The sequence below is a fragment of the Pectobacterium zantedeschiae genome (assembly GCF_004137795.1).
GTDB classification, from domain to species: Bacteria; Pseudomonadota; Gammaproteobacteria; order Enterobacterales; family Enterobacteriaceae; genus Pectobacterium; species Pectobacterium zantedeschiae.
In genome coordinates, this window is sequence record NZ_NWTM01000001.1 from 1716529 (window position 1) to 1734302 (window position 17774).

Annotated in this window: 16 protein-coding genes and 1 pseudogene; 6 read left to right on the forward strand and 11 right to left on the reverse strand. The window is 54.3% G+C overall.

Going from position 1 to position 17774, the window contains the following annotated elements; translation table 11 throughout:
• Positions 1-22: 22 nt before the first annotated feature.
• A complete protein-coding gene (locus CLR69_RS07860) occupies positions 23-793 on the forward strand; it encodes a DeoR/GlpR family DNA-binding transcription regulator (protein ID WP_129713187.1) in 771 nt (256 codons plus the stop codon).
• 134 nt (positions 794-927) lie between these two features.
• The gene (locus CLR69_RS07865) at positions 928-1614 is read left to right on the forward strand and encodes a glutathione S-transferase family protein (RefSeq protein WP_129713188.1); all 687 of its coding nucleotides are present in this window, start codon (positions 928-930) and stop codon (positions 1612-1614) included.
• Positions 1615-1684: 70 nt separating this feature from the next.
• On the opposite strand, the gene pbpG is transcribed toward CLR69_RS07865, so the two are convergent.
• From pbpG to dusC, 8 genes are all read right to left on the reverse strand, one after another.
• Positions 1685-2632: a D-alanyl-D-alanine endopeptidase gene (gene pbpG / locus CLR69_RS07870; protein ID WP_129713189.1), complete on the reverse strand. Its 948-nt coding sequence runs from the start codon at positions 2630-2632 to the stop codon at positions 1685-1687.
• 150 nt (positions 2633-2782) lie between these two features.
• Positions 2783-3292 (reverse strand): DUF6622 family protein, encoded by a 510-nt coding sequence (locus CLR69_RS07875; RefSeq protein ID WP_129713190.1) that lies wholly within the window; start codon positions 3290-3292, stop codon positions 2783-2785.
• 62 nt (positions 3293-3354) lie between these two features.
• Positions 3355-3711, reverse strand: coding sequence for an FMN-binding protein (locus tag CLR69_RS07880; RefSeq protein ID WP_129704172.1), 357 nt, complete (start codon positions 3709-3711; stop codon positions 3355-3357).
• A 60-nt stretch (positions 3712-3771) separates the two neighbouring features.
• The gene (cyaB, locus tag CLR69_RS07885) at positions 3772-4314 is read right to left on the reverse strand and encodes a class IV adenylate cyclase (RefSeq protein WP_129704170.1); all 543 of its coding nucleotides are present in this window, start codon (positions 4312-4314) and stop codon (positions 3772-3774) included.
• Positions 4315-4711: 397 nt separating this feature from the next.
• The gene (locus CLR69_RS07890) at positions 4712-5260 is read right to left on the reverse strand and encodes a hypothetical protein (protein WP_129713375.1); all 549 of its coding nucleotides are present in this window, start codon (positions 5258-5260) and stop codon (positions 4712-4714) included.
• Positions 5261-5276: 16 nt separating this feature from the next.
• The gene (mmuM, locus tag CLR69_RS07895) at positions 5277-6224 is read right to left on the reverse strand and encodes a homocysteine S-methyltransferase (protein ID WP_129713191.1); all 948 of its coding nucleotides are present in this window, start codon (positions 6222-6224) and stop codon (positions 5277-5279) included.
• A complete protein-coding gene (gene mmuP / locus CLR69_RS07900) occupies positions 6217-7629 on the reverse strand; it encodes an S-methylmethionine permease (protein WP_129713192.1) in 1413 nt (470 codons plus the stop codon). The genes mmuM and mmuP overlap by 8 nt, the downstream gene beginning before the upstream one ends.
• Positions 7630-8027: 398 nt before the next feature.
• Positions 8028-8960, reverse strand: coding sequence for a tRNA dihydrouridine(16) synthase DusC (gene dusC, locus CLR69_RS07905; RefSeq protein WP_129704164.1), 933 nt, complete (start codon positions 8958-8960; stop codon positions 8028-8030).
• 216 nt (positions 8961-9176) lie between these two features.
• On the opposite strand from dusC, the gene CLR69_RS07910 reads away from it, so the two are divergent.
• Complete coding sequence (locus tag CLR69_RS07910; RefSeq protein WP_129713193.1) at positions 9177-9848, forward strand: epoxyqueuosine reductase QueH; 672 nt, start codon at positions 9177-9179, stop codon at positions 9846-9848.
• 136 nt (positions 9849-9984) lie between these two features.
• Here CLR69_RS07910 and CLR69_RS07915 read toward each other — a convergent pair whose 3' ends face one another.
• Genes CLR69_RS07915 through CLR69_RS07925 form a run of 3 tightly spaced genes read right to left on the reverse strand, consistent with a single transcriptional unit; the run spans position 9985 to position 15721 of the window.
• Positions 9985-11409: an efflux transporter outer membrane subunit gene (locus CLR69_RS07915; protein WP_422762866.1), complete on the reverse strand. Its 1425-nt coding sequence runs from the start codon at positions 11407-11409 to the stop codon at positions 9985-9987.
• Complete coding sequence (locus CLR69_RS07920; protein ID WP_129713194.1) at positions 11399-14551, reverse strand: efflux RND transporter permease subunit; 3153 nt, start codon at positions 14549-14551, stop codon at positions 11399-11401. Before CLR69_RS07920 ends, CLR69_RS07915 begins: the two co-directional genes overlap by 11 nt.
• Positions 14552-14554: 3 nt before the next feature.
• Positions 14555-15721 carry an efflux RND transporter periplasmic adaptor subunit gene (locus CLR69_RS07925; RefSeq protein ID WP_129713195.1) on the reverse strand — a complete coding sequence of 389 codons (1167 nt, stop codon included), beginning with the start codon at positions 15719-15721 and terminating at the stop codon, positions 14555-14557.
• A 125-nt stretch (positions 15722-15846) separates the two neighbouring features.
• Between CLR69_RS07925 and CLR69_RS07930 the strand changes: the two genes are divergently transcribed.
• The 3 genes and pseudogenes from CLR69_RS07930 to CLR69_RS23360 form a co-directional block, all read left to right on the forward strand.
• Positions 15847-16461 (forward strand): TetR/AcrR family transcriptional regulator, encoded by a 615-nt coding sequence (locus CLR69_RS07930; RefSeq protein WP_129713196.1) that lies wholly within the window; start codon positions 15847-15849, stop codon positions 16459-16461.
• Positions 16454-17653, forward strand: a complete 1200-nt coding sequence (locus CLR69_RS07935) for a multidrug effflux MFS transporter (protein WP_129713197.1) — start codon at positions 16454-16456, stop codon at positions 17651-17653. Before CLR69_RS07930 ends, CLR69_RS07935 begins: the two co-directional genes overlap by 8 nt.
• Positions 17654-17666: 13 nt before the next feature.
• Positions 17667-17768: pseudogene (locus tag CLR69_RS23360) on the forward strand (DMT family transporter); the annotation flags it as partial.
• Between the last annotated feature and the right edge of the window lie 6 nt (positions 17769-17774).

Below are 17774 nucleotides of genomic sequence, written 5' to 3' on the forward strand. Positions count from 1 at the left end.
AAACATCAACGAATGGACAGCTATGTTAGAAGAAACGCGGTTACATCGCATACAAGCTCTGCTCTCAACATTAAACCGGGTGAGCACCGAGAAAATTATTCAACATCTCGGTGTTTCACGCGAAACCGTACGACGCGATATTCTAAAGCTGGAAGCAGCGGGCGCGTTACGCCGCGTCCATGGCGGGATTGTAGCAACCACGCAGGAACCGGAACCGCCGCTGTCCATTCGTAATACCGTGCGTGAAAAAGAAAAGCAGGCGATTGCCCGCGCAGCAGTGCAACAGCTAAAGGCCGGGCAAACGCTGTTTATCGACTCAGGCAGCACAACCTCTCTGTTAGCCGATGAACTGCTCTCCATGCCGGGGATGACGGTCATTACCAATAGTCTAACCGTCGCGCAAAAACTTACCTCCGCAGAATCGGTGGCACAGCACAGCGTGATACTACTCGGCGGATACATGGGCGCCTCGGCACAGGCAACCAGCGGCGATATCACCCTCAATGAACTGGAACGCTACCGTGCCGACGTGGCGCTTCTTTCTCCCGTAGGGATCGATGCGACCTCTGGTGCCACCAGTTTTGCTCACCACGAGGCGGCAATTGCCCGATCCATGGTGCAGCATGCCAGAACACGAATTATCCTCGCGGATCACAGCAAGGTCGGCGTCACCAGTCGGGTTGTCTATGCCACCGTGCAAGAAATCGATATGGTGGTGACGGATGCGTCTAGTGTGGATAAACCCGAGCTGTCGTTACTCCAGATGCATTGCCAGCAGGTTATCGTTGCCTGATATACCACTTTCCCGAGGTTTATTGCGGGCTTTATTACAGATTCTCACACAGCATACAGGCGGATAGATGCAGGATGATTTCTGCCGCCTTTCGTGCTAATGCTAAGGCTTCGTTACTATAAGGAGCCTCAGACATGTATCAGTTGTACATCGCTAATAAAAATTATTCGTCCTGGTCACTGCGTCCGTGGGTGCTGTTGAAAACACTGTCGATTCCTTTCGAAGAGAAACTGGTTGCTTTTTCGCCGGGCATGGCACAACCAGCATTTAAGGCCTTTTCACCGACGGCAAAAGTCCCCTGCCTGATCGATGGCGAGACCACTGTCTGGGATTCATTGGCGATTACCGAGTATCTGGCTGAACAGCATCCCGGCGTCTGGCCTGCCGATGCCAAAACCCGTGCCTGGGCACGCAGTGCCGCCGCCGAAATGCACTCTGGCTTTACCGCGCTGCGTAACACCTGCTCCATGAGCTGCGGCGTGCGTGTCAAGTTGAACGAGATCTCTCCAGCTCTCAGCAGCGACATTACCCGAATCAGTGAACTATGGCAGGAAGGATTAACACGATTTGGCGGGCCATTTCTGGCAGGAAAACAGTTTTCGGCAGTAGACGCGTTCTTTGCACCCGTTGTCTTCCGCATCAAAACCTATCAGCTTCCTGTTTCACCGGAAGCCGAAACCTATTGCGACCATCTATTAGCCCAGCCCGCGATGCAGCGCTGGCTACAGGACGCCTTAGCAGAAACCTGGCGTGAAGATGCGCATGATGAAGAAGTAAAAAAAGCGGGAGAAGTGATAGCAGATTTGCGCGCTCGCGCGTAGCGCCGTAGCAATCGGTGGCCGATTTGGCCACCGTCGCCATTTCTTCCAGAACAGCAGGAAGGAGAACCCGTTACTCGATTTCGATACTCGCCATGCTCTGCGGTTGACGAGAAGCCAGAGATTTCTGTTTCTTATAGCTCAACGCGGCAGCTGGCACTTCGCTGACCTTACCAGTTTCAATCCACTTACGCAGGCGGTTAGCATCCGCAAAGTGCGTGTACTTACCGAATGCATCCAATACCACCAGCGCCACAGGCCGCTGATTAATGACCGTACGCATCACCAGACAGTGTCCCGCCTGATTCGTGAAGCCCGTTTTGGTCAGTTGGATGCTCCAGTCCGCCTTATACACCAGATGGTTGGTGTTTCTGAACGGCAGGCTGTACGCCGGATGAGAGAAAGTCGCCGTTTTCTCCTGCGTGGTACTAAGCTGGCTCAGCAGCGGATATTGTTTACTGGCAATCAGGAGCTTGGTGAGATCGCGGGCGGTCGAGACGTTATTGATGGACAGACCGGTCGGCTCGACATAGCGCGTGTGGGTCATACCTAGCGCACGGGCTTTGGCATTCATCGCGTGGATAAACGCCTGATAGCCCCCCGGATAGTGGTGCGCCAGACTGGCCGCCGCACGGTTCTCGGATGACATCAGCGCCAGCAGCAGCATGTCATGCCGGCTGATCTCGCTGTTCAGACGAACACGCGAGTACACCCCTTTCATTTCTTTCGTCTGGCTGATATCGACAGAGATGATTTCATCCAGCGGCTGATTGGCATCCAGCACCACCAGCGCCGTCATTAATTTCGTCACCGAAGCAATCGGCACCACCACATCTGGGTTACTGGAATACAGGATGTGGTTATCACGCAAATCCACCACCATGGCGCTACCGGAAGCGATTTCCTGATGCGCAGTACCGGCGGAATACGTCGGCGCTTTCGCCATAGCCTGAGGCAACATCACAGCATGGGTTGACAGTATCAATAGGCCAAAAAGAGAAAGCTTAAAATTTTTAGTCATTCTTCAATAACTTAAACAGTATTCTGTTAAATGAAAGGGATAGGCACCGGCATTATAATTTACCGTCCTTCCCCACGCACTCATGCAGCAGAAAAAGCTTTGTGACAAATTTTGACAAACGATTTTAGCAACATACTGTTTTCTCTAGCCTTACGTTAGAGATGGTTTTATTTTGCGCATCTGATTGAGCAAACGCAGGCTGACGCCGCTGAATATGCCCGCGGTCATTCCCCCCACCGCGCCGGATAACAGGCAGAACACAGGGTCATGCGCCAATGTGGGAAACCGAGCCAACTGGACGGAAAGGTAGAAGCGAGAACAAAACGTCAGCAGCATCAGAGCTAATGGCCACCACGATCCCGTGCGTTGAAAACTGCGAGACGCTGGCAGATAGGTTCCAGAAGCCTTTCCCCACGCCCAACCGATCCACAGCCCCATCATCAACATCAGTAGAAATCCGCCCGCCGCCGCGAGCGGAAGCATCAGCGTGTGAAAAATCGCGCTAACACCCCATATCATGAAAACTGCGGGCACGACTAGCATCCTCACCAGCGATTGTTGCCGCGGCTGACTGGCTTTTACGCCAGCATAAATCAGGTAGCCCAAAATGACCCACACCCAATAGGGCGTGTGACGCAAAATAATCAGCAAGTTTTCCACAACGGTGCAATTCCTTCATCAACAGTGCATTCATCAACGGTGATAGTCACATTCCCGTTCAATCACGGTGTGACTTTTGCCTGTTCCAGCGCCTGTTTCACCGCGTTAATCACGCCCTGACTCGACAACGTTGCTCCCGTTACCGCATCCACCTTGTTAATATCCTGCGTCTCAAGAAGCTCAGGCACGATTTGATCTGTCGCGCTCAGCATCATCGCTTCGGTATCTCCATGCTTCAGCACTTCAGCGTTAGCGATCTTCCCGTCTTTAATGCTGACCGTTACCTCAACCTCTGCGGCCTTACCCTGTGCTTTACCAGTGTAGGTACCGTCTTTATATTGCCCTACATTACTGCCATGTGCGGACAGAGAAAAAGCCATCACTAACGTGGCCAGCATTGCCGGAATAGATTTTTTCATCATTTTTCCCTATGTAAATAAAACAACAAAAGCAACAATTCAATAACCATAAAAGAACAATCAACTAAACCCTAATAATTGATAATAAGATTTCGTTTCAATATTATCCAATGACAATTGAAGCCGTAGCGCACATTCCATACACCGATCTCTAAGTGCTTTCAACTGGGTTTCATCATCGGTCATCACCGATATTTCTACGAAATAACCAAGAGATTCAATATAATCGAGCGTGATATGGAAGGCACTTAAAAAGTAGATACTGCGGATTTTATGAATTTCAAAAAGGGGCTTATACCCCAGCGTCTGTAACATGCTGTCGGTTTTTTCAAAGGCTTCGACGTTAACCGCTTCGCAGCGATCGGCACCTGGCCCTTTAACAATCCAGAGTTTTATCCCCGATGGTTCCATACGTCGCACCAGCATTTTAATATTTTGCTGTTGCAGATGCTTCTCAGCATCATCGTAATAAATATCATGTTCTTTATTTTCAAAGACGAAAGCCTCTGGGTGGAGACTAAAAAGCGTATTTCTGAAAACGGCTATATCGTCGATGCGAAATTTGAGTTCTACTTCATATTTCCCTGTGAAATGTTCAACCATGTTCTTTCCCTCACTGGAGTCCCTGAAATAAAATTGACTCTCCGCCACATTGTCAGAATTTTTATTACGCTGACATACGGAGGTTCAAGAATATAATGATTCGGTCGTCCGCAAAATAGATCATACAGGTAACATAATATGGCCGAATGGCCGTCCTCTAACTCTCCTTGATTAACACCTTACGTCCTGTGACATCCAGGTAGCGCGATAGCATTACCGGGACAGCATTAACTCGACAATAATGCCGCGTTATTACCTTACAACGTCAGACATCCCGAGCGCAATTTCCTGACAGCGAATGCCATCAGCAATTTCCCATCAAAGAAAATGCGGTCAGAGCCGCACGGGACGCTGACCGCCGTTAATAGTAGCTGAGAAGGAAAAAACCGCTAGTTCTTCACACAGCAACAGCAGGTAATAGCAAAATCAGTGCAGAATCAAAGCCATGATGGTGCATAAACTCGCGCAAAATCAGTAAGCGAGCGGAGAAGGCATTCTCTAACGGAATCCCTTCCCAGACTGCCGGAGTCCCCAGCATGACACGCTCCAGACGTTTAAAGGTTCTTTCCATATCATCCTGCGGCAACCGCCACCGCGCGTCCTCTTCTTCTGCTCCCGAAATCTGTGCGATTGTCACCAATGTGGGATCGAAAGAGAACAGAATGGAATTCGCAGGGATATCGTGGCGAATACGTGTTACCTCATCTTCTACCGCCATGATCGCCAACTCCATCTCGTCCGGCGTCGGGGGAAGATGCTTGAAAAACGTCGCCGCCGTTTTGTCAAAACCGATGGTCAGTTGCAGGGTTGCCGACGGTTGTGATGCTGTCCCGCAGACGACTGTCGTCTGTTGCTCGCCAATGCACAGCACCGTTATCGGCACATCTGGCTCAACGCGCTGTCTGGCAAGCGAGTACATATGTTGTAGATTCACATCATTTTCCATCACGGCATCCCCTTATTTAGTACTCACTCTCGTGCTGGCAGCAGCGTGCAATACCGGCAATGTCGGCTGGCGTAGTACGGCAACAGCCGCCAATCAGACGTGCCCCTGCGGCCTGCCACTCGGGCAGATACGCGGTCAGCTGGCATGCCGCATCGTGCGTGTTGCTCCAGGTTTTGGTTACGGCATCATACTGCTCGCCGGAATTGGGATAAACCACCAAAGGCAAATCTGTTAGCGAAGACAGATGCATCAGCGCTGGCGTTACCTTTTCCAACGCAATGCAGTTGATACCAACAGCAACCACCTGTGAGCAGGCGTTAACCCGTTCCAGCACCGTGCGCAATGGCGTACCGTCGCTGAGATGTTCGCTATCACGCAACGTGAAGGAGAACCAGGCCTGTGCCTGAGGGAATTCGGCCAGTAACGCAATCAGCGCCTCTATTTCCGCAAAAGACGGCAGTGTCTCGCAGGCCAACAGATCCGCACCAGCATCATGCAGCGCCGCGATGCGCGGCCGATGAAATGCCATCATCTCAGCCTGCGGCAAATGGTAATCACCACGATACTCCGAGCCATCCGCCAGATAGGCACCGTAGGGTCCCACCGATCCCGCCACCAGCAGCGCCCCAGCCTGCGGGTTATCGTGGCGATAATCATCCCGAGCCTGCGCCGCCAGCTGTACGCTTTTGGCAATCAGCGCCAGCGATTCCACTTCGCTATACCCGCGAGCCTTAAACCCTTGTGGCGTGGCCTGATAGCTGGCGGTAATCGCACACTGCGCCCCAGCCTTGAAATAGTCGAGGTGCACCTGATAAATCAGCGCCGGATTCTCAACCAGTACCTTCGCCGACCACAGGGGATCCGTTAAATCACAGCCGCGCGCTTCCAGTTCGGTCGCCAACGCGCCGTCCAGCACAACCGTTGGTGCTGTCGCCAGCATTTCGGTAACCGTATTGTTATGCAATGTCTTCCACTCCCGTTAACCCACGCTTTTTCATTGACTGCGTAAAATAATAAGCAGCGTAACACAGCACGACAAACGGAATTCCACACCACAGTGCAATCCGCTGGCTGGGGTCAAACGCCAGCCCGACGCAGGCCAACAGGCACAGCAGGAAGCCAAGAATCGGCGTGATCGGGAACCAAGGTGCACGATATTGCAGTTCAGACAGTGGTTTTCCGCTGCGGAGATGATGACGGCGGAACATATAGTGTGAGGCGCAGATACTCAACCACACCGCCACTACGGCAAAACCAGAAATCGCGGACAGCGCCACGTAGACGGTATCGGGCGCGACCACGCTGGAAAACAGCGCCAATAGCCCACCCAGCATACTAACGGAAATGGCAAAGAGCGGAATGCCGCGGCGCGTCAGGCGAGAAAAACGGCGCGGCAAGGTGCCTTCGTTAGACAGCGACCACAGCATACGTCCCGAGGCATACAGCCCTGAATTCGCGGCAGACAGGATCGCCGTCAAAATCACGAAATTAAAAATATCGGCGGCGTAAGGAATGCCAATCTTCTCAAATACCAGTACAAACGGGCTTTTGGCGATGCCCGCCTCTTCCATCGGGATGATGGCGGCCAGTACCAGCACCGTACCAAGGAAGAAGATCACCAGTCGTGCGACGGTCGTGCGAATCGCCATCGGCACAACCTTGTGCGGATTCTCAGTTTCACCTGCGGCAATGCCGATCAGTTCCGTGCCAGAGAAGGCGAAGTTTACCGCCACCATCGTCATCAATATCGGCAGGCCACCATAGGGGAACCAGCCGGACGCAGTAATGTTCTGGAAGAACGGTGCGGGAGAACCATCCTGCATCGGAATAAAGCCAAACATCGCCCCCGCACCAAGCACGATAAAGGCGAGAATCGTGACAACTTTAACAATCGAGAACCAGAATTCCCCTTCAGCAAAGAAGCGGGACGATACGATATTCAGCAGGTAGATCAGCACACAAAACAGCAGACACCAGGTCCAGACTGGCACCTGCGGGAACCAATACTGCATGCAAAAACCAGCGGCAGTCAGGCTGGAACCCAGTGCGACCGTCCACGTTAGCCAATATAGCCACGCCACGGTATAGCCCGTTGCCGGACTGAGATAGCGGGAAGCATAAACATGGAACGCCCCAGTTTCCGGCATAGCGACAGAGAGTTCACCCAGGCTAAGCATCACCAGATAAACCACCAGCGCACCAATCAGATATGCCAATAGCGTCCCAGCCGCGCCCGTTGTGGAAATAATGTAGCCCGTATTGAAAAACAGGCCGGTACCGATGACGCCGCCGAGCGAAAGCATCACCAAATGGCGAGCTTTCATGGTGCGCTTAAACTGTCCTTCCGAGCCAGGTGCGTGTTGTTCCATGATGACCTTTCGTTATCAATAAACCTGCCCTGCTTGATGTCGCAGGACGGTAATGGTCCCTAAATAATTCGAGTTGCATGAAGGCGGCGAGTGACAAATCTGCCTCTGGCAGAGTTGAACGCTGCTTGCAGCGGCCCCAACGGAGCGCGGTACACGCAAGTGCTCCGAGTAACGTAGCCAACACGCAGGCAACTTGAAGTATAACGGGAGTAGACGTCTAAACTTCCAGATAGATGGAGTGTTATACCGTCAACCGATTCGTAAAGTAAAGCGCAGGCCGCGGGAGAGTAGTGAAGTGGGTTAAAATTGAGCAGCCGCTATCGGGAAACAAAAAGTGTGAAACAAAGAGGGGAAAACAAAGAATGGGAAAATAGATAACGAGAGGAAACGGTGAGCGCTTATGGCTCACCAATCACACGTGCGATTTCCGTTGAGGTCTTCAGCGTGCGAATCTCGCTGAATAACGCGGTGGCGTCGTCGTACTCTTTACGCAAATAGCCAAGCCACTGTTTGATCCGCGCCACGTGATACATCCCCGTATCACCCTGTTTTTCCAGCCGCACATATTTTTGTAGCAGTAACATAACCTCAGGCCACGGCATACGCGGTTCGTTATATTTAATCACGCGGCTCAGGTTTGGCACATTCAAAGCCCCCCGCCCCAGCATGATGGCATCGCAGCCCGTTGCCGCCATACAATCCTGTGCGCTCTGCCAGTCCCAGATTTCACCGTTGGCAATCACCGGAATCCGCAGTCGCTGGCGGATTTCTCCGATTGCCTGCCAGTTAATGCATTCAGCCTTGTAACCGTCTTCTTTCGTGCGACCATGCACAGCCAACTCACTGGCTCCTGCCTGCTGTACCGCGTCGGCAATTTCGAACTGACGAGCGCCGGAATCCCAACCCAGGCGTATTTTCACCGTGACCGGCAAATGCGCTGGCACCGCCTCACGCATGGCTTTTGCGCCCTGATAGATCAGTTCGGGATCTTTTAACAGCGTCGCACCGCCCCCACTACCGTTCACTAGCTTCGACGGGCAGCCGCAGTTAAGATCGACGCCATACGACCCCAGTTCTACCGCCCGCGCGGCATTCTCCGCCAGCCACTGTGGGTATTGTCCCAGTAGCTGCACACGCACCAGCGTGCCGGACGGCGTACGGCTGGCATGATGTAGCTCCGGGCAAAGACGATAAAAAGATTTAACCGGCAGGCATTGATCTACAACACGTAAAAACTCGGTGATGCACAGATCATAATCATTTACTTCGGTCAGTAGCTCTCGCACTAATGAGTCGAGAACCCCTTCCATCGGGGCAAGCAAAACACGCATAACGCTACTCGGTAACCATTTTATCGTTAATCACAGCCATTCATTGCACAGCCAAAAAAGCAGGCAATCCTAGGGGGGTATTGTACGGATAATGCAGCGGGAAAGATAACGCCAGATGCGCCCAGAGGTTGCCTCTTATGAGCATATCATCAATAATTCGTTACGAATTTGTGATGCTATCGTCCTTACGGACCACAACGAAGTGACTGTTTATTTATGTCGAATGTCAAAACCGCAGAATTTAAGCGCCCACAGCTTTCATTACCCAATAGCGCAGACAAACTGCTGCTGCACTCTTGCTGTGCGCCCTGCTCTGGTGAAGTCATGGAAGCCATCACCGCTTCTGGCATTGATTACACCATTTTCTTCTACAACCCCAACATCCACCCGCAGCGTGAATATCTGATCCGTAAAGAGGAAAACATCCGTTTTGCGGAACAGCATAACGTGCCTTTCATCGATGCAGATTACGACTCGGATAACTGGTTCGAACGTGCCAAAGGCATGGAATGGGAACCCGAACGCGGCATTCGTTGCACCATGTGTTTTGATATGCGTTTCGAGCGTACGGCGCTGTATGCAGCGGAAAATGGCTTTAGCGTTATTTCCAGCTCATTGGGAATTTCCCGCTGGAAAAACATGCAGCAAATTAACGAATGTGGCCAGAACGCGGCGCAGAAATATCCTGGCGTCACCTACTGGGATTACAACTGGCGCAAAGGCGGCGGCTCGGCTCGGATGATCGAAATCAGCAAGCGTGAACGTTTCTATCAGCAAGAGTATTGCGGCTGCATCTACTCCCTGCGCGACTCCAATATGCATCGCAAATCACAGGGGCGCGATATTATTCGCATCGGTAAGCTGTATTACGGCGACGAAGCCGAATGACCGATTAGGCACGTCATGCGGCGTGCCGTTTCGCTACGTCTGATTTTATCGCCGATACCGGATAGAAAAGATGGTGCTCAATGATGCCGACCTGGCGCCTATCTTCTTTTCTGGCCGTCCCTGGCTAGCATCGCTGCTACAACGTCGCTACGCCGCCGCCCAACGCGTTATACAGCGTAATCAGGTTATTCAGGCGCGTTTGTTCCACCGCAATAAGATCTTTCTGCGCGCTATACAGCGTACGTTGCGCTTCCAGCATATTGAGATAGGTATCCACGCCTTCTCGATAGCGACTGTCCGCCAGACGATAGCTGCGCTGCGCCGCCGCCACGTAATCCCACAGTGCGGCACGCTGTTCTTCCAACGTACCTTTGCGCGCCAGCGCATCCGCGACCTCTTTGAAGGCCGATTGAATGGCTTTCTCGTAGCTGGCGATATAGCCCTTTTTCTGCGCTTCGGCGTAAGCCAACGACGCCCGGTTAGCCCCTCCGTCAAACAGCGGCAGGCTGATGCTGGGCGCAAACGACCATACCCCCATTCCCTGACTAAACAACGAGGAGAGCGCGGTACTGCTCACTCCGCCACTGGCCGTCAGCGTGACGCTGGGAAAGAAGGCCGCACGCGCCGCGCCGATGTTGGCATTGGCCGACTTCAGAGTATGCTCCGCTTCCTGCACGTCCGGGCGTTGTAGCAATACCGTTGAGTCTATCCCCGCCTCGACCGGCTTCACCGCGTGCGCCAGCGCATCAAGATTCTCCGGCAGCAACGTGTCGTTTACCGTTTGTCCCACCAGCAAATTCAGCGCATTGATGTATTGCGCTACGCTGGTGGTATTGCTGGCAACATCGGCACGCGCCTGCTGATAGACCGTTTCCGCCTGCGCCACATCCACGCCGGATGCCACGCCGTTACGCTGGCGTTCTTGCGTAACCGCCAGCGATGCTTGCGCACTTTGCAATGTGTGTTGCGATAGCGCCACATCACTGCGCGCTTTCGCTAATGTCACATAGGCGCTCGCCGTGTCAGCAATCAGCGTCAGGCGCACGCGCTTCTCCGCCTCCGCAGTCGACAGATAAGTCTCCAGCGCTGCCGTGCTCAAACTATGCACTTTACCAAACAGATCCAGCGTATAGGCACTGTTAGCGAGAGAGGCGCTGTAGGTTTGCGTCATCGCCGTAGTGTTGGCGCTGCCGGGCGTTGAGGATGTCAACGCTCGTCCTCGACTGCCGTCCATACCGGCATTGATCGTCGGCAAGGTGTCCGCACGCTGAATGCCATATTGCGCCCGCGCCGCTTCAACATCGGCGATCGCTTTACGCAGATCGCGGTTATCGCTCAGCGCCAGTTCAATCACCTGGCGCAGCTTTTCATTGACAATCACCTCGCGCCACGGGATGTCTCCTGCCGACGTCGTGGCTTTTTGCCCAGCACCATAGGCCGCGCCCTGCGGCCAGCTTTTGGATACCGGAGACATTGGCCGCTGATAGTGCGGATCCAACGACAAGCATCCGCTGAGCAGCCAGGGCAGCATGAACGCCATCCACTTCAGGTTATACATCATGGTTATTCTCTTCGTTTTTCGGCGTACGGTGGCTCGCATCCTGTTTGATCTGGGGGAAAATGCGGCGCACCAACATAAAGAACATCGGGATCAGGAAGATCGTCAGGAAGGTCGCCGTCAGCGTACCGCCGACGATGCCTGAACCAATGGAGATACGGCTGTTTGCACCCGCACCCGTGGCAATCGCCAGCGGCAAGACCCCCATAATGAATGCCAGCGAGGTCATCAATACCGGGCGCAGACGTACCGATGCCCCTTCTAACGCCGCTTCAAACAGCGTCGCGCCGCGTCGATACGCCAGCTCGGCGAACTCGACGATCAGAATGGCGTTCTTGGCGGATAGCCCAATGGTGGTCAACAGCGCCACCTGGAAGTAGACATCGTTCTCAAGCCCGCGCAATGTCGCCGCCAGTACGGCACCAATAATGCCCAGCGGGATTACCAGCATGACGGAGAAAGGAATACTCCAGCTTTCATACAGTGCCGCCAGGCATAGGAACACCACCAGAATCGAGATGGCGTACAGCGCAGAGGTTTGCCCGCTTGCCAGACGTTCCTGATACGACAGACCACTCCAGGCATAGGTGGTGCCTTGCGGCAAGGCTTTCGCCAGACGCGCCATTTCGTCCATCGCCTTACCAGAACTGACACCGGATACACCGCTCCCCTGAATCTCATAGGAGGCGAGTCCGTTGTAACGCGAGAGGCTTTCCGGCCCGAACGTCCAGCGAGTAGAGGCGAAAGCAGAGAATGGCGTCATGGCATCACCGCTGCCGCGCACATGCCACTTATCCAGATCCTCCGGCTTACTACGCGTATCAACATCGCCCTGCATATAGACTTTTTTCACCCGGCCGCGATCGAGGAAATCGTTGATATAGGTGCCGCCCCAGGCGCTGCTGAGCGTCGCGGTGATATCGCTCATGGAGAGGCCGAGCGCATTGGCTTTCTCGTTATCGATATCCACCTGCAACTGCGGCATCTGCGCCAACTCGTTAGGACGCACCGCAGAGAGCAGCGGGCTTTTACGCGCTTCCGCCAACAATTGATCGCGCATTGCCAACAGCGCGGTGCGGTCTGTGGTGCCACTGGCCTGCAATTCGAAGGTAAAGCCGCTCGATTGCCCCAGACCGTCCACCGCTGGCGGCGTCAGGCTGAACACCTGCGCATCACGCAGCGACGAGAGCGACGCCATCGCACGCTGGGCTATCGCATCAGCGCGATTCGTCGCGCCTGAGCGTTCGCTCCAGTTTTTCAAGGCCACGAACGCCATGCCGGCATTCTGCCCGCTGCCGCTAAAACCGAACCCGGTAATAACGAAAATGGCCTTGGTGTTATCTTTCTCCTGCGTCAAGAAATAGCGTTCAATCTCTTTGCCTACGTTCTCGGTACGGGCCGCGGTCGCGCCGGGCGGCAGCGTAAACTGCACCATCACGTCACCCTGATCTTCCGTCGGCAAAAAGCCGGTCGGCAGACGTATCAGCAACAGTCCCATCCCCACAACAATCGCGCCATACAACAATACAAAGCGCAGCGGACGCCGCAAGATCTGCGCTACCTGACCGCGATGTCCGTCTTGCAGACGCTGATAAGCGCGATTAAAACGGGCGAAGAAGCCGACACCGTTCGCATCGTGAGTGACCGGGCGCAACAGGGTGGCGCACAGTGCCGGGGTTAAGGTTAAGGCTACCAGCACTGACAGTGCCATGGCCGACACGATCGTGATAGAGAACTGGCGATAGATCACGCCTGTCGATCCACCGAAAAACGCCATCGGCAGAAACACAGCGCTCAATACCAGCGCCACACCGATCAGTGCGCTGGAAATTTCACGCATGGAATTTTCGGTGGCGTCGAGCGGGGACTGACGCTGCTCTCGCATCAGGCGTTCTACATTCTCCACCACCACAATAGCGTCATCCACCAGCAGACCAATCGCCAGCACCATACCGAAGAGCGTCAAGGTGTTGATCGAGTAGCCGAATGCCGAGAGTATGCCGAACGTCCCCAGCAGTACCACCGGCACTGCAATAGCGGGAATCAGCGTCGCCCGCCAGTTTTGCAGGAACAGAAACATCACCGCCACCACCAGCACAATGGCTTCAAACAGCGTTTTCACCACCTCTTCGATGGACATTTTGATGAAATCGGTACTGTCTTTCGGATAGCCGATCTGGTAGCCCTGCGGCATGGTGTGTTCATATTCCGCCACCTGAGCCTTCACCCGCTCCGCTGTTGCCAGAGCATTTGCGCCCGGTGCCAGCATCACCGCAATCCCCGCCGCCGGATGACCATTCAGGCGTGTCATGATGCTGTAATCTTCATCGCCCAGCTCTACGCGCGCGACATCGCTCAGACGTACCAACGCACCGTTGGTGTCGCTTTTCACTACAATCTTGTTGAACTGTTCGACGGTTTTGAGCTGCGATTGCGCCATAACGGTCGCGGTGAGTTGCTGATCGCTGCGAGCGGGCAATGCGCCGATTTTACCTGCCGCCACCTGCACGTTCTGTGCTTCGATAGCCGTGGAGATATCGGAGGGCATCAGGCTGTAAGCCGCCAATTGGGTCGGATTGAGCCAGATACGCATTGCATACTGCGAACCAAACACTTTGACATCACCCACACCGGCCACACGTGCCAGAGAATCTTGCAGGTTGCTGACCATGTAGTCGGCAATATCAGCCGAGCTGGCTTTATCGCTGCTGTCGTACAACGACATGATCAGCAGAAAGTTGCTTTGGGATTTGGTGACGGTGACGCCTTGCTGTTGCACTTCAGTAGGCAGGCGCGTCAACGCCTGCTGTACCTTGTTTTGTACCTGTACCTGCGCGGTATCGGGATTAGTGCCTTTCTCAAAGGTCGCGGTAATGTTGACATTGCCGCTCGAACTGCTAGAGGAGGAGAAATAGAGCAATCCATCCAGACCTGTGAGCTGCTGTTCAATCACCTGCGTGACGCTGTTTTCCAGTGTTTCCGCCGAGGCACCAGCATAAGTCGCATTGATAGAGACGGAGGGCGGCGCCACATCGGGATACTGGGCAATGGGCAGAGAAGCGATCGCGAACACCCCAGCCAGCATGATGGCAATTGAGATCACCCAGGCAAAGACCGGGCGATGAATAAAGAAACGCGAGAACATCGGTTACTTTGCCTCCGTGGTGTCGGCAGGCGTCTGAACGGTCACTATCGCGTTGTCTGCCGTGTCAGTCGTCGTCGCGGAGACGTCAACAGGGTTGACGAATTGCCCGACGCTGACTTTGTCCGTGCCTTCAATAATGACGCGATCGCCTTGCGTTAAGCCTTCCGTCACCCGCCAGCGGTTGCCGATGGCTTGTTCCGTCACCACGGTGCGCTGTTCCACCTTCTGCTGGTCATTCACCACCAGCGCGACGGCATTCCCTTTGGCATCACGCGTGATGCCCTGTTGCGGTACCAGAATCGCTTTCGGATCTTCGCCTTGTACGACACTCGCGCGCGCATACATACCAGGCAACAACAGGTGCTGCGGATTGGGGAATTCAGCGCGCAGCGTCACGCTGCCTGTCGATTCATCCACCACCACTTCCGCTAACCGCAGCGTACCGGTGTAGGGATAAGTGGTTCCATTTTCCAACATCAGAGTGACGGGCACGTCGTCGGCTTTCTGCATGGCCTGAAGCGCCAGCCGCTGACGGCTGGATTGCGTCAAGTCGACATAGATGGGATCGAGTTGACGAATGGTCGCCAACGCAGTGGTTTGGCTGGCGATCACCAACGCGCCGGGTGTAACCGACGAGATCCCGATACGTCCAGCGATCGGGGCTTTGATTTGCGTGTAGTTCAGGTTAATGCGTGCGGTGTTGAGCGCTGCCTGTTTCTCCGCTACGTTGGCGATAGCGGCCTCATACGTGCTTTGCGCATCGTCAGCATCCTGCTGCGACACGCCTTCACTTTTCAGCAGGCGCGCGTAGCGTTCCGCCTTGAGCCTGCTTGAATGTACGCTGGCCTGCGCATTTTTCAGCGCGGCGGCCGCTTCATCGTAAGCGGCCTGATAAGTGGCAGGGTCGATCTGGTATAACACCTGCCCCACCTTCACTTCACTCCCTTCAGTAAACCGTCTCTTTTGAATAATGCCATCTACCTGCGGACGCACTTCGGAGACCAATGCGGCAGTCACCCTGCCGGTTAATTCACTGTTCAAGTGGATCGACTCTGTGTGCAACGTTTGCACCGTGACGTCCGTCGCTGGCACAGCCGCCGTCGAGGAAGCATTGTCACGACATCCGGCAGCCAGTAATACCAACATAAAAATAAAGTGCTTACTTTGCATGAAATCATGCCCTATCATTGAGAATGAACGTTCATTCTCAATTTTAAAGAAGCTTGTTTCATCACGTTGATAAGTTTTTGTAAGCCTTTCGTAAAGCGCATTTTCCTGACGTTAAAGGGGTCCACATGCATGCAGTAATGGGTAAAGAAGAACGAATCCAACGCCGTCGTGACCAGATCATTGCGGCGGCGAGGATCTGCTTTCGCCGTGGTGGATTCCACGGCGGCGGGATGGCTGAAATTGCCAAACACGCCGAACTGAGCGTGGGGCAGATCTACCGCTATTTTGCCAATAAAGACGCTATTATCGAAGAGATCGTCCGAAGGATCACCAACGACAAGTTGCAGTTTATGGAATTCGGCGTCGATCACGACAGCCATATCCGCCATGCGGCGCTAGCGTTCTCGCAGCGCGGCAAAATGGATGCAGGTTCAGTGCGGGAAGATGACCGCGCGCTGATGCTGGAAGTGACCGCCGAAGCCACGCGCAATGCACGCATCGCAGCAATCCTGCAAGATGCGGATAACCGCCTGTTTCAACAGGCCTGTACCATGATGGCTCGACACTATCCACAGTTCACTCACGCACAAATCGCCGCTCGAGTAGAAATGATGGCGACCCTTACCGAAGGGACGGCGTTTCGTTCCGTCGTGCAGTCGCCGGCGACAGACGACACGCTGAACCCGCTCTATCTCACTTTGTTAAATCATCTTTTTTCGATGCCTGAACACCATGAATAATACTGATACACAGCCGCTGCACGGCGCGACCCGCTTGAGTTATGCGTTGGTTCTCGGCCTGCTGGCCGCACTCGGTCCACTTTGTACCGACCTCTATCTGCCTGCGTTGCCCGAACTCAGCAACGAGCTGTCCACATCAGCATCTACCGTGCAACTGAGTCTGACCGCCGGGTTGCTCGGCCTTGGCGTCGGGCAATTGCTGTTTGGCCCGCTCAGTGATGCACGAGGCAGACGCGGCCCGTTACTGTTCTCGCTGGCGATCTTTCTGCTCACCTCCATCTGGTGTGCACTAGCACCGGATATCCACCTGTTGATCATCGCCCGCTTTTTGCAAGGGGCCTCCGGGGCGGGCGGCGCCGTGTTATCGCGCGCCATCGCACGCGATCTCTACAGTGGCTACGATCTGACGCGCTTTTTTGCCCTGCTGATGCTGATTAACGGATTGGCGCCGATCCTGGCACCAGTGATGGGCGGCGTGCTGTTAAATATGATGGACTGGCGCGGCATCTTTATTGCACTCTCGGCGATCGCCATTTTGTTAATCGCGCTTTCCGCCTGGCGTCTGCAAGAAACGCTGCCGCCCGAACGGCGCATCACGGGTGGGATTGGCAAGTTGTTGCGTTCGATTGGTACACTGCTGACCCAACGCGAATTTATGGGCTTATGCCTGACGCAAGGACTGATCGGCGCAGGCATGTTCGCGTATATCGGCGCCTCGCCGTTCGTGTTGCAAGAGGTCTATCAGCTCAGCCCGCAAGCCTTTAGCCTGTGTTTTGCCACTAATGGCATCGGCATGGTGATCGCCGCGCAGATCGCCACGCCGCTGTGCCGTAGAAAAGGCGAGCTGGCCGTGTTGAAAATGGCGCTGTGTATGGCGATTCTGGCGGCGCTGGCGCTGCTGCTGGCAGGCTTCGTACAAGCGTCTCTGCCCATCATTATGGTGCCGCTGTTCATTACGGTTTCCGCAATTGGCTTGATCGGACCTTGCGCATCCACGCTAGCCATGCAGGGACAAGGGAATCTGGCGGGCAGCGCTTCCGCGCTGATTGGTATGAGCCTGTTTATGCTCGGCGCCATCAGCACGCCATTGACCGGTATTAATGGCACATCGGCGCTCTCCATGGCGCTCGTGATCTTTATCTGTTATGCACTCGCAGGTGTCGCGTTCCTGCTGGTACGCCGTTCGCGTTAACGCTATTTGAAGGCGATCCAACGCACTTATCGGTCTGCAGCTGATTCTGGCGGGGAACGCAGTGATGTTTTATCGCCCACATCGTCCAGTCGCACAACACGCAACAGTAAAATAGCGCGAT